This window comes from Citrobacter sp. Cb028, from assembly GCF_030336705.1.
Taxonomy (GTDB): domain Bacteria; phylum Pseudomonadota; class Gammaproteobacteria; order Enterobacterales; family Enterobacteriaceae; genus Citrobacter; species Citrobacter braakii.
Genome location: NZ_JAOWCZ010000029.1, coordinates 70,735 through 87,983, shown reverse-complemented (window position 1 = coordinate 87,983; position 17,249 = coordinate 70,735). Strand labels below are relative to the sequence as shown.

At 54.8% G+C, this 17,249-nt stretch carries 16 protein-coding genes and 1 tRNA gene; 10 read left to right on the top strand and 7 right to left on the bottom strand.

The window, feature by feature from the left end; genetic code table 11:
* Positions 1-13: 13 nt before the first annotated feature.
* The 3 genes from OGV75_RS06880 to OGV75_RS06870 all read right to left on the bottom strand — a co-directional run bounded on the left by OGV75_RS06880 (position 14) and on the right by OGV75_RS06870 (position 1,187).
* On the bottom strand, positions 14-580 hold the full coding sequence (locus OGV75_RS06880; protein WP_080283029.1) for a hypothetical protein: 567 nt from the start codon (positions 578-580) through the stop codon (positions 14-16).
* Between the two features lie 101 nt (positions 581-681).
* The gene (locus OGV75_RS06875; protein WP_286480475.1) at positions 682-1,068 is read right to left on the bottom strand and encodes a hypothetical protein; all 387 of its coding nucleotides are present in this window, start codon (positions 1,066-1,068) and stop codon (positions 682-684) included.
* Between the two features lie 34 nt (positions 1,069-1,102).
* A tRNA-Leu gene (locus OGV75_RS06870) sits at positions 1,103-1,187 on the bottom strand.
* Between the two features lie 220 nt (positions 1,188-1,407).
* Between OGV75_RS06870 and ahr the strand changes: the two genes are divergently transcribed.
* Positions 1,408-2,427 (top strand): NADPH-dependent aldehyde reductase Ahr, encoded by a 1,020-nt coding sequence (gene ahr, locus OGV75_RS06865; protein WP_286480474.1) that lies wholly within the window; start codon positions 1,408-1,410, stop codon positions 2,425-2,427.
* 30 nt (positions 2,428-2,457) lie between these two features.
* Here the strand turns inward: ahr and idnK are convergent, their stop codons facing one another.
* The gene (gene idnK, locus OGV75_RS06860; protein WP_047358547.1) at positions 2,458-2,979 is read right to left on the bottom strand and encodes a gluconokinase; all 522 of its coding nucleotides are present in this window, start codon (positions 2,977-2,979) and stop codon (positions 2,458-2,460) included.
* Between the two features lie 217 nt (positions 2,980-3,196).
* Here idnK and idnD point away from each other — a divergent pair, with 217 nt between their 5' ends.
* The 5 genes from idnD (at position 3,197) to OGV75_RS06835 (ending at position 9,156) form a co-directional block, all read left to right on the top strand.
* Positions 3,197-4,240, top strand: coding sequence for an L-idonate 5-dehydrogenase (gene idnD, locus OGV75_RS06855; protein WP_016155582.1), 1,044 nt, complete (start codon positions 3,197-3,199; stop codon positions 4,238-4,240).
* An 11-nt stretch (positions 4,241-4,251) separates the two neighbouring features.
* Positions 4,252-5,016, top strand: a complete 765-nt coding sequence (idnO, locus tag OGV75_RS06850) for a gluconate 5-dehydrogenase (protein WP_181546874.1) — start codon at positions 4,252-4,254, stop codon at positions 5,014-5,016.
* Between the two features lie 187 nt (positions 5,017-5,203).
* Positions 5,204-6,523 carry a gnt-II system L-idonate transporter gene (gene idnT, locus OGV75_RS06845; protein WP_016155581.1) on the top strand — a complete coding sequence of 440 codons (1,320 nt, stop codon included), beginning with the start codon at positions 5,204-5,206 and terminating at the stop codon, positions 6,521-6,523.
* Positions 6,524-6,575: 52 nt separating this feature from the next.
* Entirely contained in the window at positions 6,576-7,574 is a 999-nt protein-coding gene (gene idnR, locus OGV75_RS06840) for a DNA-binding transcriptional regulator IdnR (protein ID WP_047358548.1), read from the top strand.
* A gap of 79 nt (positions 7,575-7,653) precedes the next feature.
* On the top strand, positions 7,654-9,156 hold the full coding sequence (locus OGV75_RS06835) for a helicase HerA-like C-terminal domain-containing protein (protein WP_029139751.1): 1,503 nt from the start codon (positions 7,654-7,656) through the stop codon (positions 9,154-9,156).
* A 39-nt stretch (positions 9,157-9,195) separates the two neighbouring features.
* Here the strand turns inward: OGV75_RS06835 and lptG are convergent, their stop codons facing one another.
* The 3 genes from lptG to OGV75_RS06820 form a co-directional block, all read right to left on the bottom strand.
* Positions 9,196-10,278: an LPS export ABC transporter permease LptG gene (gene lptG, locus OGV75_RS06830; protein ID WP_008786067.1), complete on the bottom strand. Its 1,083-nt coding sequence runs from the start codon at positions 10,276-10,278 to the stop codon at positions 9,196-9,198.
* Positions 10,278-11,378, bottom strand: a complete 1,101-nt coding sequence (gene lptF, locus OGV75_RS06825; RefSeq protein ID WP_016151506.1) for an LPS export ABC transporter permease LptF — start codon at positions 11,376-11,378, stop codon at positions 10,278-10,280. The genes lptG and lptF overlap by 1 nt, the downstream gene beginning before the upstream one ends.
* A 62-nt stretch (positions 11,379-11,440) precedes the next feature.
* Entirely contained in the window at positions 11,441-11,491 is a 51-nt protein-coding gene (locus OGV75_RS06820; RefSeq protein WP_212723231.1) for a hypothetical protein, read from the bottom strand.
* A gap of 153 nt (positions 11,492-11,644) precedes the next feature.
* On the opposite strand from OGV75_RS06820, the gene pepA reads away from it, so the two are divergent.
* The 4 genes from pepA (at position 11,645) to OGV75_RS06800 (ending at position 17,229) form a co-directional block, all read left to right on the top strand.
* Positions 11,645-13,156 (top strand): leucyl aminopeptidase, encoded by a 1,512-nt coding sequence (pepA, locus tag OGV75_RS06815; RefSeq protein WP_003025870.1) that lies wholly within the window; start codon positions 11,645-11,647, stop codon positions 13,154-13,156.
* A gap of 110 nt (positions 13,157-13,266) precedes the next feature.
* The gene (holC, locus tag OGV75_RS06810; RefSeq protein WP_016151505.1) at positions 13,267-13,710 is read left to right on the top strand and encodes a DNA polymerase III subunit chi; all 444 of its coding nucleotides are present in this window, start codon (positions 13,267-13,269) and stop codon (positions 13,708-13,710) included.
* Entirely contained in the window at positions 13,710-16,565 is a 2,856-nt protein-coding gene (locus OGV75_RS06805; RefSeq protein WP_075849118.1) for a valine--tRNA ligase, read from the top strand. Before holC ends, OGV75_RS06805 begins: the two co-directional genes overlap by 1 nt.
* Positions 16,566-16,725: 160 nt before the next feature.
* Positions 16,726-17,229, top strand: coding sequence for a GNAT family N-acetyltransferase (locus OGV75_RS06800; RefSeq protein ID WP_003025856.1), 504 nt, complete (start codon positions 16,726-16,728; stop codon positions 17,227-17,229).
* Positions 17,230-17,249: the final 20 nt, after the last annotated feature.

The window sequence follows — 17,249 nt, the reverse complement described above, 5'->3', positions numbered from 1 at the left end:
CGAATTGAGTTTATTAATTGTGAACCAGTTTACAATTATCCCATTGCTCAGTGCTTCTTGCGATGCGGTCACTAATTGCAAAGTTCATCAGCGACGAATCATAGGCATACACTTTGCTTTTATCATCTGCCATCATCAACTTACCGTTAGTTTTCAGCTTTGGTGAGAGCAGGTATGTACCGTTTAAACGGTTAGCTTTGAAGCTATCGACATACAACGTTACCTCTGCACTACCCAGCACACGTAAAGCACCTATTCTACCATTCTGTACTGCTGCAATAGCGTACTGACAGAGATAGGTTTTCGCAGTTGAAGCTGTGTTTTTTCCCTCAACCTTCGCTGATGGGGAATGTGAAGAGGAGTTAGGGATTGAACTATGAAGAGAAGATGATGGGTAAGAGTAAGAATAATTTTTATACGCAGAAGAGGTGCTTGATCCAATCCTGCACGTTTTTCCAACCGCAATGCACGAATTACCGCATGGTATACCTTTCTTGCAGTTCTTCGCGTATGTAGAGAACGACAACCCAGCTAATAGAAATGTACCAATGGTTATCCTAACCAACGAAGACCAGCCCATAAACCACCCTTCTTTTAAGATTTTCCCTACATAGTACCATACTTAAATTAAGGGAATAGCAGCCAATAAGCCCGTTGGTGGTAAGACAACGCGCGGAGCCGTTAGGCGACAACATCATGGTATGTCAGACAGTGAAGTTTATCAGGATGACCATGTACCCGAAGGAGCGAGGCCGAACCGCTGGCAGAGCCTGCATTTCGTGTGCAGGTACGAACACCACCATAAACCTGTTTATTCCCTGCAACGTCATCGCGACGTGTGGCATGTGGGAGCATCGGCAAAAAATGCGCTTCACTATAAGCGTTTGGTATAGGATTTAGAGACGGCGGCACGTCTTCCGGCTTCAAAGGGAATAGCTGTACAAGGTTGAGCCTGGTAACTACTTGCCACTGCGTGATAACATACCAAAAGCCATTAACAATCACAGTGGCTTTTGTACTTGATGAGAAACTGACATTTCTTACATGCAAATGAGATGAGATTTTCACACTAACTCATTGATTTATAAGAAAATAAAGTGATTGGTGCCGAAGGCCGGACTCGAACCGGCACGTATTTCTACGGTTGATTTTGAATCAACTGCGTCTACCGATTTCGCCACTCCGGCACGGAAGGGATGCGGAAAACGTTGTGGATTATACCTGTCATGCGCCACCATGCAAGCACCAGCGTGTGCCTGACTCGCTAAGTGTTGAAAATTTCAGCATTCCCTTTCTCACCTGTAACCATCGTCACAGTTTGTCCCCTTATTATTCCCCCCTTCTGCGAAGCGTCCCGTTTCCCCATGCTCTACACTTCCAGTTCAACACCACACTGAGGGAAACACGATGTCGATGATAAAAAGCTACGCCGCAAAAGCGGCGGGCAGCGAACTCGAACTCTATGAATATGATGCGGGCGAGCTTAAGCCGGAAGATGTGGAAGTCCAGGTCGATTACTGCGGTATCTGCCATTCCGATTTGTCGATGATCGACAACGAATGGGGGTTCTCTCAGTATCCGCTGGTTGCCGGGCATGAGGTGATTGGTCGCGTAGCGGCGCTCGGCAGCGCGGCGCAAGATAAAGGTCTGAAGGTTGGTCAGCGCGTCGGCATTGGCTGGACGGCGCGCAGCTGCGGGCACTGCGACGCCTGTATCAGCGGCAATCAGATTAACTGTCTCGAAGGTTCCGTTCCCACTATTCTCAATCGCGGTGGCTTTGCCGAGAAGCTGCGGGCCGACTGGCAATGGGTGATCCCGCTGCCGGAAAGCATCGATCTGGCGGCGGCGGGTCCCTTGTTGTGCGGCGGTATCACGGTGTTCAAACCGCTGCTGATGCACCATATCACCGCCACCAGCCGCGTTGGGGTGATCGGCATCGGCGGCCTGGGGCATATCGCCATTAAGCTGTTACACGCGATGGGGTGCGAAGTGACTGCGTTCAGCTCCAATCCGGCGAAAGAGCAGGAAGTGCTGGCGATGGGGGCGGATAAGGTGGTTAACAGCCGCGATCCGGATGCGCTAAAAGCGCTGGCGGGCCAGTTCGATCTCATTATTAACACGGTTAACGTCGATCTCGACTGGCAGCCTTATTTTGAAGCGCTGGCTTACGGCGGTAACTTCCATACCGTCGGCGCGGTGCTGAAGCCGCTGCCGGTGCCAGCGTTCACCTTAATTGCTGGCGATCGCAGCATCTCCGGTTCGGCAACCGGTACGCCGTTCGAACTGCGCAAGCTGATGAAGTTTGCCGGGCGCAGCAAGGTGTCGCCCACCACCGAACTGTTCCCGATGTCGCAAATTAACGACGCTATCCAGCACGTGCGTGACGGCAAAGCCCGCTACCGCGTGGTGCTGAAAGCCGACTTCTGATGCAAGGCTCAGTCCCGCAAGGGGCTGGGCTTATTGCCCGTTACGAAACGCGAGCACCGCCTGGCGGCACTGTTCCGTCACATGCTCAATGTCATGGTTCACGTCGATGCGGGCAATATCACGTTCGTCCTCCTGCGGGCACTCCAGCGCATCGAACTGGCTTTTGAGTAATCCCACCGGCATAAAATGCCCTGCCCGGCGCTGCATGCGCGCCAGAATGGTCTCGTAATCGCCGTCCAGCCACAAAAAATGCACATTCGGACTGCCCTGCCGCAATATATCGCGATACTGTTTTTTTAATGACGAGCAGACAATAAACCCGGTCTCATTCTTTTTATATAAACTGTATGAAGCGTCATTTAATCGCGCTAACCACGGTAGTCGGTCTTCATCGGTTAATGGAATACCTTCAGACATTTTATCAATATTTTTGGCCGGATGGAGATCGTCACCATCAATGAATTTGGCCGATAATACTGCAGCAATTTTGCTGCCAATTAAAGATTTACCGCTACCCGAAACGCCCATCAAAATATAACTTTCCCCGGCCATTGAAAAAACTCCAGATTCATATTCCATGGCGCGATACTACGCCTTCCACATTGCAGAATTCACCTTTTTTCGGCGTGGCTGAGCAGATTTACAAGGCGCATCACGTTATGCGTAACATTGTAGTGTAACAATTTTCCAGCGTGATCTTTATCACAAATAATAACAATCAAAACCGTTTAAATGCTGCCGAGGTTACTACCTGACCAGTGAGGCATTTATGCAAGTCAAAACCCAATCCTGCGTTGTCGCGGGTAAGAAAACTGTTGCCATTACCGACCAAAATATTGAATGGAATAATAAAGGAACGCTGGTACAAATTACCCGCGGCGGAATTTGTGGTTCCGACTTACATTATTATCAGGAAGGAAAAGTCGGTAATTTTACCGTTAAAGCACCGATGATTTTAGGCCATGAAGTTATTGGTAAAGTGGTGCACAGCGACTCAAAAGAATTACATGAAGGTCAGTCGGTGGCTATTAATCCGTCGAAGCCCTGTGGCCACTGTAAATACTGTCTGCAGCACGAAGAAAACCAGTGCACGGAAATGCGCTTTTTTGGCAGCGCCATGTATTTTCCCCACGTTGACGGCGGCTTTACCCGATTTAAAACCGTCGATACCGCGCAGTGCATCCCCTACCCCCAGCACGCCGATGAAAAAGTCATGGCCTTTGCCGAACCGCTGGCAGTCGCAATCCACGCCGCGCATGAAGCAGGAGACCTGCAGGGCAAACGCGTGTTTATCTCCGGCGTGGGGCCTATCGGCTGCCTGATCGTCAGCGCGGTGAAAACGCTCGGCGCAGCAGAAATTGTCTGTGCTGATATCAGCCCGCGCTCGCTGTCGCTGGCCCAGCAGATGGGTGCTGACACGCTGATTAACCCGCAGCAGGACTCGCTCGATGAGTGGAAAAAAGAGAAAGGCTACTTCGACGTTAGCTTCGAAGTCTCCGGTCATCCGTCCTCAATCACCACCTGCCTGGAGGTCACCCGCGCGAAAGGCGTGATGGTGCAAGTCGGCATGGGCGGTGCGGTACCGGACTTCCCGATGATGATGCTGATCGGCAAAGAGATCGCGCTCAAAGGCTCGTTCCGCTTTACCACCGAGTTCAACACCGCGGTGTCGTGGCTGGCGAATAACGTTATCGATCCACTGCCATTACTGAGCGCCGAATATCCGTTTACCGAGCTTGAACAGGCGCTGATCTTTGCCGGGGATAAAACCCAGGCAGCGAAAGTCCAGCTCGTTTTTGCTGAAACAAAATAAGGAAGAACATAATGAACGATCTTTTTTCGCTGGATGGCAAAAATATTCTGATCACCGGTTCGGCCCAGGGTATTGGTTATTTACTGGCGACCGGGCTGGGTAGATATGGCGCGCAGATTATCGTCAATGATATTACGCCGGAGCGCGCGGAGGCTGCCGTCGCTAAACTGCAACAGGAAGGGATCCGCGCCGTTGCCGCGCCCTTCAATGTTACGCAGAAACAGGACATTGATGCCGCCATCGACCATATCGAAAAAGACATTGGCCCAATCGATGTGCTGGTGAATAACGCCGGTATTCAGCGCCGACATCCGTTTACCGAGTTCCCGGAGCAGGACTGGAACGATGTGATTGCCGTTAACCAGACGGCGGTGTTCCTGGTCTCGCAGGCGGTAACGCGTCGCATGGTGGAGCGTCAGGCCGGGAAGGTCATCAACATCTGCTCCATGCAGAGCGAACTGGGCCGCGACACCATCACGCCGTATGCCGCCTCGAAAGGCGCGGTGAAAATGCTCACCCGCGGTATGTGCGTTGAGCTGGCGCGCCACAATATCCAGGTCAACGGTATCGCACCGGGCTACTTCAAAACCGAGATGACCAAAACGCTGGTCGAGGATGAAGCCTTCACCACCTGGCTGTGCAAACGTACGCCAGCCGCGCGCTGGGGCGATCCGCAGGAGCTGATTGGCGCGGCGGTCTTCCTCTCTTCCAAAGCATCCGATTTTGTTAACGGGCACCTGTTGTTTGTCGATGGCGGCATGCTGGTCGCCGTCTGATACAACACAACACAACATCACGCAGCGCCCAGGCGCTGCATTTTTGGCCACCCCTAAATAATCCGAGTTGCAGGACGGCGGCAAGTGAATGAACCCGATGAGCTTACTTGAGTAAGTGATTCGGGTGAGTGAGCGTAGCCAACACACCTGCAACTTGCAGTATGACGGGGATATAAGAGAAACGATTATGCCATTAATAATAATTGCGGCAGGCGTCGCGCTGCTCCTGGTCCTGATGATTGGTTTTAAAGTTAACGGCTTTATTGCTCTGGTCCTGGTGGCGGCGGTCGTCGGTTTTGCCGAAGGGATGGATGCCCAGGCCGTTTTGCACTCAATACAAAATGGGATCGGCGGGACGCTAGGCGGTCTGGCGATGATCCTTGGCTTCGGTGCAATGCTCGGTAAGCTGATTTCCGATACCGGCGCGGCTCAGCGCATCGCCACCACGCTGATTGGCACGTTTGGTAAGAAACGCGTGCAGTGGGCGCTGGTGATCACCGGTCTGGTGGTGGGTCTGGCGATGTTTTTCGAAGTCGGCTTTGTTCTGCTGCTGCCGCTGGTGTTTACGGTGGTGGCCTCTTCCGGCCTGCCGCTGCTGTATGTTGGCGTCCCGATGGTAGCTGCGCTGTCCGTGACCCACTGTTTTCTGCCGCCGCATCCGGGGCCGACCGCGATTGCCACCATTTTCGAGGCTAATCTCGGCACCACCCTGCTGTACGGCTTTATTATTACTATCCCGACGGTGATTGTTGCCGGGCCGCTGTTTTCTAAGCTGCTGACCCGCTTTGAGAAAGCGCCGCCGGAAGGGTTATTCAACCCGCATCTGTTCACCGAAGAAGAGATGCCGTCATTCTGGAACAGTATCTTTGCCGCGGTAATCCCGGTCATACTGATGGCGGTCGCCGCAGTGTGCGAAATCACGCTGCCGAAAACCAACAGCGTACGGGTGTTCTTTGAATTTATCGGTAACCCTGCGGTCGCGTTGTTTATCGCTATCGTGCTCGCCATTTTTACCCTTGGCCGACGTAACGGACGTACGATCGAGCAAATTATGGATATCATTGGCGACTCTATCGGTGCGATTGCGATGATTGTGTTTATCATCGCCGGGGGCGGCGCGTTTAAGCAGGTTCTGGTCGACAGCGGCGTGGGGCAATATATCTCGCACCTGATGACCGGCACATCGCTTTCTCCGTTGCTGATGTGCTGGACGGTCGCCGCCTTGCTGCGTATCGCGCTCGGTTCAGCCACCGTGGCGGCGATCACCACCGCAGGCGTGGTACTGCCGATTATCAACGTCACTCATGCCGACCCGGCGCTGATGGTGCTGGCTACCGGCGCGGGCAGCGTGATTGCCTCCCACGTTAACGATCCGGGATTCTGGCTGTTTAAAGGCTATTTTAATCTCAGCGTCGGGGAAACGTTGCGTACCTGGACGGTAATGGAGACGCTGATTTCCATTATGGGGCTGCTGGGGGTTCTGGCGCTGAACGCCATTCTGCATTAAGACAGTCATCACCGGGGAGCACAGATCCGCGCTCCCCGGCACTGGAGAGAAAATGAGGAACCACAGAATTTCTTTGCAAGACATCGCCACGCTGGCGGGCGTGACCAAAATGACGGTGAGCCGCTACATTCGCTCGCCAAAAAAGGTCGCAAAAGAAACCGGCGAACGCATCGCGCAGATTATGGAGGAGATTAATTACATCCCCAACCGCGCGCCCGCGATGTTGCTGAATGCGCAAAGCTATACGCTTGGCGTGCTGATCCCCTCGTTTCAAAACCAACTGTTCGCTGACATTCTGGCCGGCATTGAGTCGGTCACCTCGGATCATAACTATCAGACGCTGATCGCCAACTACAATTACGACCGGGAATCCGAGGAAGAGTCGGTGATCAATCTGCTGTCATACAATATCGACGGCATTATCCTGTCCGAAAAATATCACACCCTGCGCACGGTGAAGTTTTTGCGTTCAGCCAACATTCCGGTGGTGGAGCTGATGGATATTCAGGGCGATCGTCTGGACATGGAAGTAGGCTTCGATAACCGTCAGGCGGCATTTGATATGGTCAGCACCATGCTGGATAAACGCCAGCGGCGCAAAATCCTCTATCTCGGTTCGAAAGACGACGTCCGCGATGAACAGCGCTATCGCGGCTATTGCGATGCCATGACGCGCCGGGGTCTGGTGCCGCTGCGCGTCAATCCGCGTTCTATTTCGTCCATCCATCTCGGCACTCAGATGATGCGGGACGCGCTCGCCGCGCATCCGGATTTAGACGGCGTTTTTTGCACCAACGACGATATTGCGATGGGCGCGCTGCTGCTGTGCCGCGAGCGCGATCTGGCCGTTCCGGAACAGATCTCGATTGCCGGTTTCCACGGGCTGGAAATGGGCAGGCAGATGATCCCAAGCCTCGCCAGCGTGATCACCCCACGTTTTGACATAGGCCGCATGGCAGCGCAGATGTTGCTGAGCAAAATCAAGAACAACGACCATAACCACAACACCGTGGATTTGGGGTACCAGATTTATCACGGCAATACGCTTTAAGTCATTTTCTCCGGCCATCGCATACTCTCTTTGATGGACATTGCCTATACTCCAGGCAAGATAAATGGAGGAAATCTCAATGAGCACACCCCTGCTAATTGCCCGCACGCCGGACACCGAACTGTTTTTACTGCCAGGCATGGCCAACCGTCACGGACTGATTACCGGCGCGACCGGGACCGGTAAAACCGTCACGCTACAGAAGCTGGCCGAATCGTTGTCTGAAATTGGCGTACCGGTATTTATGGCCGATGTGAAAGGCGACTTAACCGGCGTGGCCGAGGAAGGGCAGGCCTCTGAAAAGCTGCTCGCCCGCCTGAAAAATATCGGCATTACCGACTGGCAACCGCATGCTAATCCGGTCACGGTGTGGGATATCTTCGGCGAAAAAGGTCACCCCGTGCGGGCCACGGTATCTGACCTCGGCCCGTTGCTGCTGGCCCGTTTGTTGAACCTCAACGACGTGCAGTCCGGCGTGCTGGATATTATCTTCCGCATTGCTGATGACCAGGGCCTGCTGCTGCTCGATTTCAAAGACCTGCGAGCCATTACCCAGTACATCGGCGATAACGCCAAATCCTTCCAGAATCAGTATGGCAATATCAGCAGCGCCTCGGTCGGGGCAATTCAGCGTGGACTGCTGTCGCTGGAGCAACAGGGGGCGGCGCACTTCTTTGGCGAACCGATGCTGGACATCAAAGACTGGATGCGAACTGACGCCAGCGGCAAAGGGATGATCAACATCCTCAGCGCAGAGAAGCTCTACCAGATGCCCAAACTGTACGCCGCCAGCCTGCTGTGGATGCTCTCCGAACTGTACGAACAGCTGCCGGAAGCAGGCGATCTGGAGAAGCCAAAACTGGTGTTCTTCTTCGATGAAGCTCACCTGCTGTTCAACGACGCCCCGCAGGTGCTGCTGGATAAAATCGAACAGGTGATCCGCCTGATTCGCTCGAAAGGGGTCGGCGTGTGGTTCGTCTCGCAAAACCCGTCAGATATTCCAGACAACGTGCTCGGTCAGTTGGGGAACCGCGTGCAGCACGCCCTGCGCGCGTTCACACCGAAGGATCAGAAAGCGGTGAAAACCGCCGCGCAAACCATGCGCGCCAACCCGGCATTTGATACCGAAAAAGCCATTCAGGAACTGGGAACCGGCGAAGCGTTGGTGTCGTTTCTGGACGCCAAAGGCAGCCCGTCGGTGGTTGAACGAGCAATGGTGATTGCGCCGTGCTCGCGGATGGGACCGGTGACGGATGACGAGCGCAACGGGCTGATTAATCACTCCTCGCTGTACGGTAAATATGAAGAACAGGTCGACCGCGAGTCCGCCTATGAGCGTTTACAGCAAGGCGTGCAGGCCAGCACCGAGCAGCAAAATACACCTCCCGCCAACGGTAAAGCGATCGATGTGGACGGCGGTATTCTCGGTGGATTGAAGGATATTCTGTTTGGCAGCACCGGACCGCGCGGCGGCAAGCGCGATGGCGTGGTACAGAGCGTGGCGAAAAGCGCGGCGCGACAGGTCACCAATCAGATAATCCGCGGCATGTTGGGAAGTTTGATGGGCGGGAGAAAACGCTAGCAGGAAGGCGCCCCTCCCGCACAGCGGGAGGGGCGAATATCAGGACTTACGCAGCATCAGCCACAGGCTTATCAGGAAGAAGCTGGCGCTTGGCAGCAACGCGCCGATAATCGGCGGAATGCCGTACACCAGCGTCAGCGGGCCAAAGATTTGGTCCAGCACATAGAACACAAATCCGAAGCTAATCCCTGTCACCACGCGCACGCCCATCGGGACGCTACGCAGCGGACCAAAGATAAACGACAGCGCCATCAGCATCATTACCGCCACAGACAGCGGCTGGAAGACTTTGCTCCACATATTGAGCTGGTAGCGTCCGGCGTCCTGGCCGCTCGACTTCAGGTACTTCACGTAGTTATGCAGACCACTAATCGAGAGCGCATCAGGATCCAACGCCACGACGCCGAGCTTGTCGGGTGTAAGGTTGGTTTTCCAGGTACCGCTCACCGTCTGCGAGCCGGTGATTTGCTTCGGATCGGTCAGGTTGGATTCATCCACCTGCGACAAACGCCAGACCTTCTGCTCCGGGTCAAACGTCGCACTTGCGGCATAGCGGACGGACTGCAAACGGCGCTTGTCGTTAAAGGAGTAGATGCTAATTCCGCCTAACTCGGCGTCACCTTTCACCCGCTCGATGTAGACAAAGCTATCGCCATCTTTCGCCCACAAACCTTGCTGGGTCGAGAGCAGCGAGCCGCCGTACATCTGCTGCGCACGATAGTTACGCGCCATTTGTTCGCCCTGCGGCGCCACCCATTCGCCGATGGCCATCGTCAGCAACACCAGCGGAATCGCGGTTTTCATCACCGACAACGCCACCTGCATACGGGTAAAGCCAGAAGCCTGCATGACCACCAGTTCACTGCGCTGCGCCAGCATGCCCAGCCCCAGCAAAGCACCCAGCAGCGCCGCCATCGGGAAGAAGATCTGGATATCTTTCGGCGCGCTGAGCAGGGTATACAGCCCGGCGCCCATCGCATCGTAGCTCCCCTGCCCGGCTTTTTTCAGCTGGTCGACAAACTTGATGATCCCGGAGAGCGACACCAGCATGAACAACGTCATCATGATGGTGGTGAAAATGGTTTTACCGATATAGCGGTCAAGTACACCAAAAGGCTGCATTATACCGCTCCTTTACGCATAAAACGGGCACGTAAGCGGCGCATCGGCACTGTATCCCAGAGGTTAAGCACAATCGCCAGCGCCAGATACGCCAGGTTAACCGTCCACATCCAGAACACCGGATCCAGCTTACCTTTGCCGCCGTTCGACTTCAGCGATGTCTGAACCAGGAAGAACAGCAAATAAAGTAGCATTGCTGGCAGCATGGACAGTACGCGACCCTGACGCGGGTTCACCACGCTCAGCGGTACAACCATCAGCGCCATCATAAATACGGTGAATACTAACGTGATACGCCAGGTCAGCTCCGCACGGGCGCGATCGGTGTCGGTCGTCCATAGCGTACGCATGGTCATCTGGTCGGTATCGTTTGGATCCAGCGCCACGGCCTGATGACCGATAATCGCCTGATAATTCTGGAAGTCGGTAATGCGGAAATCGCGCAGCAGCGCGGTCCCTTCAAAACGCGTCCCCTGGTTCAGCGTCACGACCTGAGAGCCATCGCGCAATTGAGTAAGATGACCGGAGTCCGCTACCACCACCGAAGGACGGGCGTTACCTTTCGGGCGGATTTGCGCGAGGAACACATCGTTGAAATTACTGCCGTCAACGCTTTCGATAAACAGCACCGAGCCGCCGTTAGTGGCCTGCTGGAATTGCCCCTGAGCAAGCGCCGCCATACCGGGGTTCGCTTTCGCCTCCGCCAGGACTTCGTCCTGATGTCTGGAGGACCACGGTCCGGCCCACATCACGTTGACCGCCGCAATAATACTGGTAAACAGCGCCAGCACCATCGCCGCTTTCACTAAGACAGCCTTGCTCAGCCCGCAGGCGTGCATGACCGTAATTTCACTTTCGGTATACAGTTTGCCCAGCGTCATCAGCAGCCCGAGGAACAGGCTTAATGGCAAGATAAGTTGCGCCATTTCTGGCACGCCCAGCCCCAGCAGCGAGAGCACCAGATTCGCCGGGATATCACCGTCAACCGCCGCACCAAGGATCCTGACTAACTTTTGACAAAAGAAGATCAAAAGCAGGATGAATAGGATCGCAAGTTGGCTTTTGAGCGTTTCCCGAACCAGATATCTTATGATTATCACTTTAAATACGCCCGTAAAAACCCGTCTTTTGCCGGAATTTAGCTTGTTTCATGGCTTAAACGTCATTTATTCTCTTGAGTCGTCGAAATCGTCGCTAAGATCATTATACTCAACGGATCCACCTCTCAGAAATTGTTCTGACGTGCCAATGCCGTAATAACGTTAAGATTAACACGAAGTCACCGCAACAGCGGGTATGAGTTACGAAAGCTTGCAATTCTATCCGTAGCCACCGCCGTTGTCTTTAAGATTCAGGAGCGTAGTGCATGGAGTTCAGTGTAAAAAGCGGTAGCCCGGAGAAACAGCGGAGTGCGTGCATCGTCGTGGGTGTCTTTGAACCACGCCGTCTCTCTCCGATTGCAGAGCAGCTCGACAAGATCAGCGACGGGTACATCAGCGCACTGCTGCGTCGTGGCGAACTGGAAGGCAAACCAGGTCAAACCCTGTTGCTGCACCATGTTCCTAACGTTCTGTCTGAGCGAATTCTCCTCATTGGTTGTGGCAAAGAGCGCGAGCTTGATGAGCGCCAGTACAAGCAGGTCATTCAGAAAACCATCAATACGCTGAATGATACTGGCTCAATGGAAGCCGTCTGCTTCCTGACTGAGCTGCACGTCAAAGGGCGCAATAACTACTGGAAAGTGCGTCAGGCCGTTGAGACAGCACAGGAAACGCTGTACAGCTTTGATCAACTGAAGACCAACAAAAGCGAGCCGCGTCGTCCGCTGCGTAAAATGGTCTTCAACGTACCGACCCGCCGGGAACTGACCAGCGGTGAGCGTGCGATCCAGCACGGTCTGGCGATCGCCGCCGGCATTAAAGCAGCAAAAGATCTCGGCAACATGCCGCCGAACATCTGTAACGCCGCCTACCTCGCCTCTCAGGCGCGCCAACTGGCAGACAGCTACAGCAAAAATGTTGTAACCCGCGTGATCGGCGAGCAGCAGATGAAAGAGCTGGGCATGCACTCTTATCTGGCCGTCGGTCACGGCTCGCAGAATGAGTCGCTGATGTCGGTCATCGAGTACAAAGGCAATCCATCCGAAGACGCGCGTCCGATCGTGCTGGTCGGTAAAGGGTTAACCTTTGACTCCGGCGGTATCTCCATCAAACCTGCCGAAGGCATGGATGAGATGAAATACGACATGTGCGGCGCGGCAGCGGTATATGGCGTGATGCGCATGGTGGCCGAGCTTCAACTGCCAATCAACGTCGTCGGCGTGCTGGCAGGCTGCGAAAATATGCCGGGTGGCCGCGCGTATCGCCCAGGCGACGTGCTGACCACCATGTCTGGTCAGACCGTTGAAGTTCTCAATACCGATGCCGAAGGCCGTCTGGTCCTGTGCGACGTATTAACCTACGTCGAGCGCTTTGAGCCAGAAGCCGTGATTGACGTCGCAACCCTGACAGGCGCGTGCGTGATTGCGCTGGGCCATCACATCACTGGCCTGATGTCGAACCACAACCCGCTGGCGCATGAGCTGATCGGTGCATCCGAACAGGCTGGCGACCGCGCGTGGCGTTTGCCGCTGGGCGATGAATACCAGGAGCAGCTAGAGTCCAACTTTGCGGATATGGCGAACATCGGCGGACGTCCTGGCGGCGCCATTACCGCGGGCTGCTTCCTGTCACGCTTTACCCGTAAGTACAACTGGGCGCACCTCGATATCGCCGGTACCGCATGGCGTTCAGGGAAAGCCAAAGGCGCAACCGGTCGTCCGGTGGCGCTGCTATCGCAGTTCCTGCTCAATCGTGCCGGTTTTAACGGCGAAGAGTAAGGCGGTAAGCACAAGCAATAAGACCCGTAGGCCGGTTAAGCGCAACGCCATCCGGCCTACGGTTGTGCATCATGGCAACGCATTTAAATTCACCAGAAGAAGCCCCATATATGAGAAACGCAACTTTCTATCTTCTGGACAATGACACGCAACACGATGGCTTAAGCGCCGTCGAGCAGTTGGTGTGTGAAATTGCCGCAGAACGTTGGCGTGCTGGCAAGCGCGTGCTGATCGCCTGCGAAAACGAAAAGCAGGCTCTTCGACTGGATGAAGCCCTGTGGGCAAGACCGGCAGAAAGCTTTGTTCCGCATAATCTGGCAGGTGAAGGCCCCAGAGGCGGCGCACCGGTAGAGATTGCCTGGCCGGAGAAACGCAACAGCAGCCCGCGCGACCTGCTTATCAGTTTGCGCGTTGGCTTTGCAGATTTTGCCACCGCTTTCACAGAAGTGATAGACTTCGTCCCTTACGAAGATTCTTTGAAACAATCGGCACGCGATCGCTACAAAGCTTACCGCGTGGCTGGTTTTAACCTGAATACGGCAACCTGGAAATAATGGAAAAGACATACAACCCACAAGATATCGAACAGCCGCTTTACGAGCACTGGGAAAAGCAGGGCTATTTCAAACCTAACGGCGATGAAAGCAAAGAGTCCTTCTGCATCATGATCCCGCCGCCGAACGTCACCGGCAGTTTGCATATGGGTCATGCTTTCCAGCAAACCATCATGGATACCATGATCCGCTACCAGCGCATGCAGGGTAAAAACACCCTGTGGCAGGCAGGTACCGATCACGCGGGTATCGCAACCCAGATGGTGGTTGAGCGTAAGATTGCCGCTGAAGAAGGTAAAACCCGCCACGACTACGGTCGCGAAGCGTTTATCGACAAAATCTGGCAGTGGAAAGCGGAATCCGGCGGCACCATCACCCGCCAGATGCGCCGTCTCGGCAACTCCGTTGACTGGGAGCGCGAGCGCTTCACTATGGACGAAGGTCTTTCCAATGCCGTGAAAGAAGTCTTCGTTCGCCTGTACAAAGAAGACCTGATTTACCGTGGCAAGCGCCTGGTGAACTGGGACCCGAAACTGCGCACCGCAATTTCCGACCTGGAAGTGGAAAACCGCGAGTCGAAAGGCTCAATGTGGCACATCCGCTATCCGCTGGCCGACGGTGCGAAAACCGCTGATGGTAAAGATTACCTGGTCGTCGCCACCACCCGTCCGGAAACCGTACTGGGCGATACCGGCGTGGCCGTCAACCCAGAAGATCCGCGTTATAAAGATCTGATTGGCAAATTTGTTGTTCTGCCGCTGGTTAACCGCCGCATTCCCATCGTCGGCGATGAACACGCTGATATGGAAAAAGGCACCGGCTGCGTGAAGATCACCCCGGCGCACGACTTTAACGACTACGAAGTCGGGAAACGTCACGGCCTGCCGATGATCAATATTCTGACCTTTGACGGCGACATCCGTGAAACCGCGGAAGTGTACGACACCAAAGGCGAAGAGTCCGACGTTTATTCCAATGAAATCCCGGCTGAGTTCCAGAAGCTGGAGCGCTTTGCCGCGCGTAAAGCGGTGGTTGCCGCCGTTGATGCGCTGGGCCTGCTGGAAGAAATTAAACCGCACGACCTGACCGTACCTTACGGCGACCGTGGCGGCGTGGTTATTGAACCGATGCTGACCGACCAGTGGTACGTCCGTGCCGACGTGCTGGCGAAACCGGCGGTTGAAGCGGTTGAAAACGGCGACATTCAGTTCGTACCGAAGCAGTACGAAAACATGTACTTCTCCTGGATGCGCGATATTCAGGACTGGTGTATTTCCCGTCAGCTGTGGTGGGGTCACCGTATCCCGGCATGGTATGACAACGACGGCAACGTCTACGTTGGCCGTACCGAAGACGAAGTGCGTCAGGAAAACAACCTCGGTGCCGACATTCAGCTTCGCCAGGACGAAGACGTTCTCGATACCTGGTTCTCCTCCGCACTGTGGACCTTCTCTACCCTGGGCTGGCCGGAAAACACCGACGCGCTGCGTCAGTTCCACCCAACCAGCGTGATGGTTTCCGGTTTCGACATCATCTTCTTCTGGATTGCCCGCATGATCATGATGACCATGCACTTCATCAAAGATGAAAACGGCAAGCCGCAGGTGCCGTTTAAGACCGTCTACATGACCGGTCTGATCCGCGACGACGAAGGCCAGAAGATGTCCAAATCCAAGGGCAACGTCATTGACCCGCTGGATATGGTCGACGGTATCTCCCTGGCAGAACTGCTGGAGAAACGTACCGGCAACATGATGCAGCCGCAGCTGGCCGAGAAGATTGCCAAGCGTACCGAGAAGCAGTTCCCGGACGGCATCGAGCCGCACGGCACCGACGCGCTGCGCTTCACCCTGGCGGCGCTGGCCTCTACCGGTCGCGACATCAACTGGGATATGAAGCGTCTGGAAGGTTACCGTAACTTCTGTAACAAGCTGTGGAACGCCAGCCGCTTCGTGCTGATGAACACTGAAGACCAGGATTGCGGCTTCAACGGCGGCGAAATGACCCTGTCGCTGGCAGATCGCTGGATCCTTGCTGAATTCAACCAGACCATCAAAGCGTACCGCGAAGCGCTGGACAACTTCCGTTTCGACATCGCCGCAGGCATTCTGTACGAATTCACCTGGAACCAGTTCTGCGACTGGTATCTGGAGCTGACCAAGCCGGTAATGAACGGCGGTTCCGAGTCTGAACTGCGCGGTACCCGCAATACGCTGGTCACCGTTCTGGAAGGTCTGCTGCGCCTGGCGCATCCGATCATCCCGTTCATCACCGAGACCATCTGGCAGCGCGTGAAGGTGATTTCCGGTATTACCGCCGACACCATCATGCTGCAACCGTTCCCGGAATATAACGCAGCACAGGTTGATGAAGCCGCACTGGCTGATACCGAATGGCTGAAGCAGGCGATCGTTGCCGTACGTAACATCCGTGCGGAAATGAATATCGCCCCAGGTAAACCGCTCGAACTGTTGCTGCGCGGTTGCAGCGCTGATGCGATGCGCCGTGTGAACGATAACCGCAGCTTCCTGCTGAACCTGGCGCGTCTGGAAAGCATCACCGTACTGCCAGCCGATGACAAAGGTCCAGTCTCCGTGACCAAAATCATCGACGGCGCCGAGCTGCTGATCCCGATGGCTGGCCTCATCAATAAAGAAGATGAGCTGGCGCGTCTGGCGAAAGAAGTGGCGAAAATCGAAGGTGAGATTGCCCGTATCGAAGGCAAACTTTCCAACGAAGGTTTCGTTGCTCGCGCACCGGAAGCAGTTATCGCCAAAGAGCGTGAGAAGCTGGACGGTTATGCGGAAGCGAAAGCGAAGCTGATTGAGCAGCAGGCGGTCATCGCCGCGCTGTAAAGCTGTTTGTCGGATAAGCGTATCGCATCCAACACCGCAGACGATAAAAGCCTCTGACGCATATGCTCAGAGGCTTTTTGTTGAATTATCCTCGCTTGCGCTTCCCCTTACCGCAGTGGTATTAACTGCATATGTCTCACTTTTATGTCATGAGTTCGCTATGAGTGCCATTACCTCCGTCGCGGCGACGCTGCGTCGAATTTCTGCCGATGATAACGCCGCAATTGCCCGCGTGATCCGCAAAGTTTCCGCTGAATACGGGCTTACTGCCGATAAGGGCTATACCGTTGCCGACCCTAATCTGGATGAACTATTCCAGGTTTACAGCCAGCCGGGCGCGGCCTACTGGGTGGTTGAGCAAAACGGTGAAGTCGTGGGCGGCGGCGGCGTTGCGCCGTTAGGATGTAGCGAACCGGACATTTGCGAACTGCAAAAGATGTACTTCCTGTCGAGCGCACGCGGTCAGGGGCTGGCGAAAAAGCTGGCGCTGATGGCCCTCGAACATGCCCGTGAACAGGGTTTCAAACAGTGCTATCTGGAGACCACGGCGTTTCTGACCGAGGCTATCCGCCTGTATGAACATTTAGGGTTTGAGCATATCAGCGAAGCGCTGGGCTGTACCGGGCACGTGGATTGCGAAGTGCGGATGTTAAAACCCCTCTGACTTCAGCCGGAGGGGCAATG

Coding starts and splice junctions, on each gene's coding strand:
- OGV75_RS06880 (WP_080283029.1), bottom strand. CDS start 580: ATGGGCTGGTCTTCGTTGGTTAGGATAACCATTGGTACATTTCTATTA.
- ahr (WP_286480474.1), top strand. CDS start 1,408: ATGTCGATGATAAAAAGCTACGCCGCAAAAGCGGCGGGCAGCGAACTC.
- idnK (WP_047358547.1), bottom strand. CDS start 2,979: ATGGCCGGGGAAAGTTATATTTTGATGGGCGTTTCGGGTAGCGGTAAA.
- idnD (WP_016155582.1), top strand. CDS start 3,197: ATGCAAGTCAAAACCCAATCCTGCGTTGTCGCGGGTAAGAAAACTGTT.
- idnO (WP_181546874.1), top strand. CDS start 4,252: ATGAACGATCTTTTTTCGCTGGATGGCAAAAATATTCTGATCACCGGT.
- idnT (WP_016155581.1), top strand. CDS start 5,204: ATGCCATTAATAATAATTGCGGCAGGCGTCGCGCTGCTCCTGGTCCTG.
- idnR (WP_047358548.1), top strand. CDS start 6,576: ATGAGGAACCACAGAATTTCTTTGCAAGACATCGCCACGCTGGCGGGC.
- OGV75_RS06835 (WP_029139751.1), top strand. CDS start 7,654: ATGAGCACACCCCTGCTAATTGCCCGCACGCCGGACACCGAACTGTTT.
- lptG (WP_008786067.1), bottom strand. CDS start 10,278: ATGCAGCCTTTTGGTGTACTTGACCGCTATATCGGTAAAACCATTTTC.
- pepA (WP_003025870.1), top strand. CDS start 11,645: ATGGAGTTCAGTGTAAAAAGCGGTAGCCCGGAGAAACAGCGGAGTGCG.
- holC (WP_016151505.1), top strand. CDS start 13,267: ATGAGAAACGCAACTTTCTATCTTCTGGACAATGACACGCAACACGAT.
- OGV75_RS06805 (WP_075849118.1), top strand. CDS start 13,710: ATGGAAAAGACATACAACCCACAAGATATCGAACAGCCGCTTTACGAG.
- OGV75_RS06800 (WP_003025856.1), top strand. CDS start 16,726: ATGAGTGCCATTACCTCCGTCGCGGCGACGCTGCGTCGAATTTCTGCC.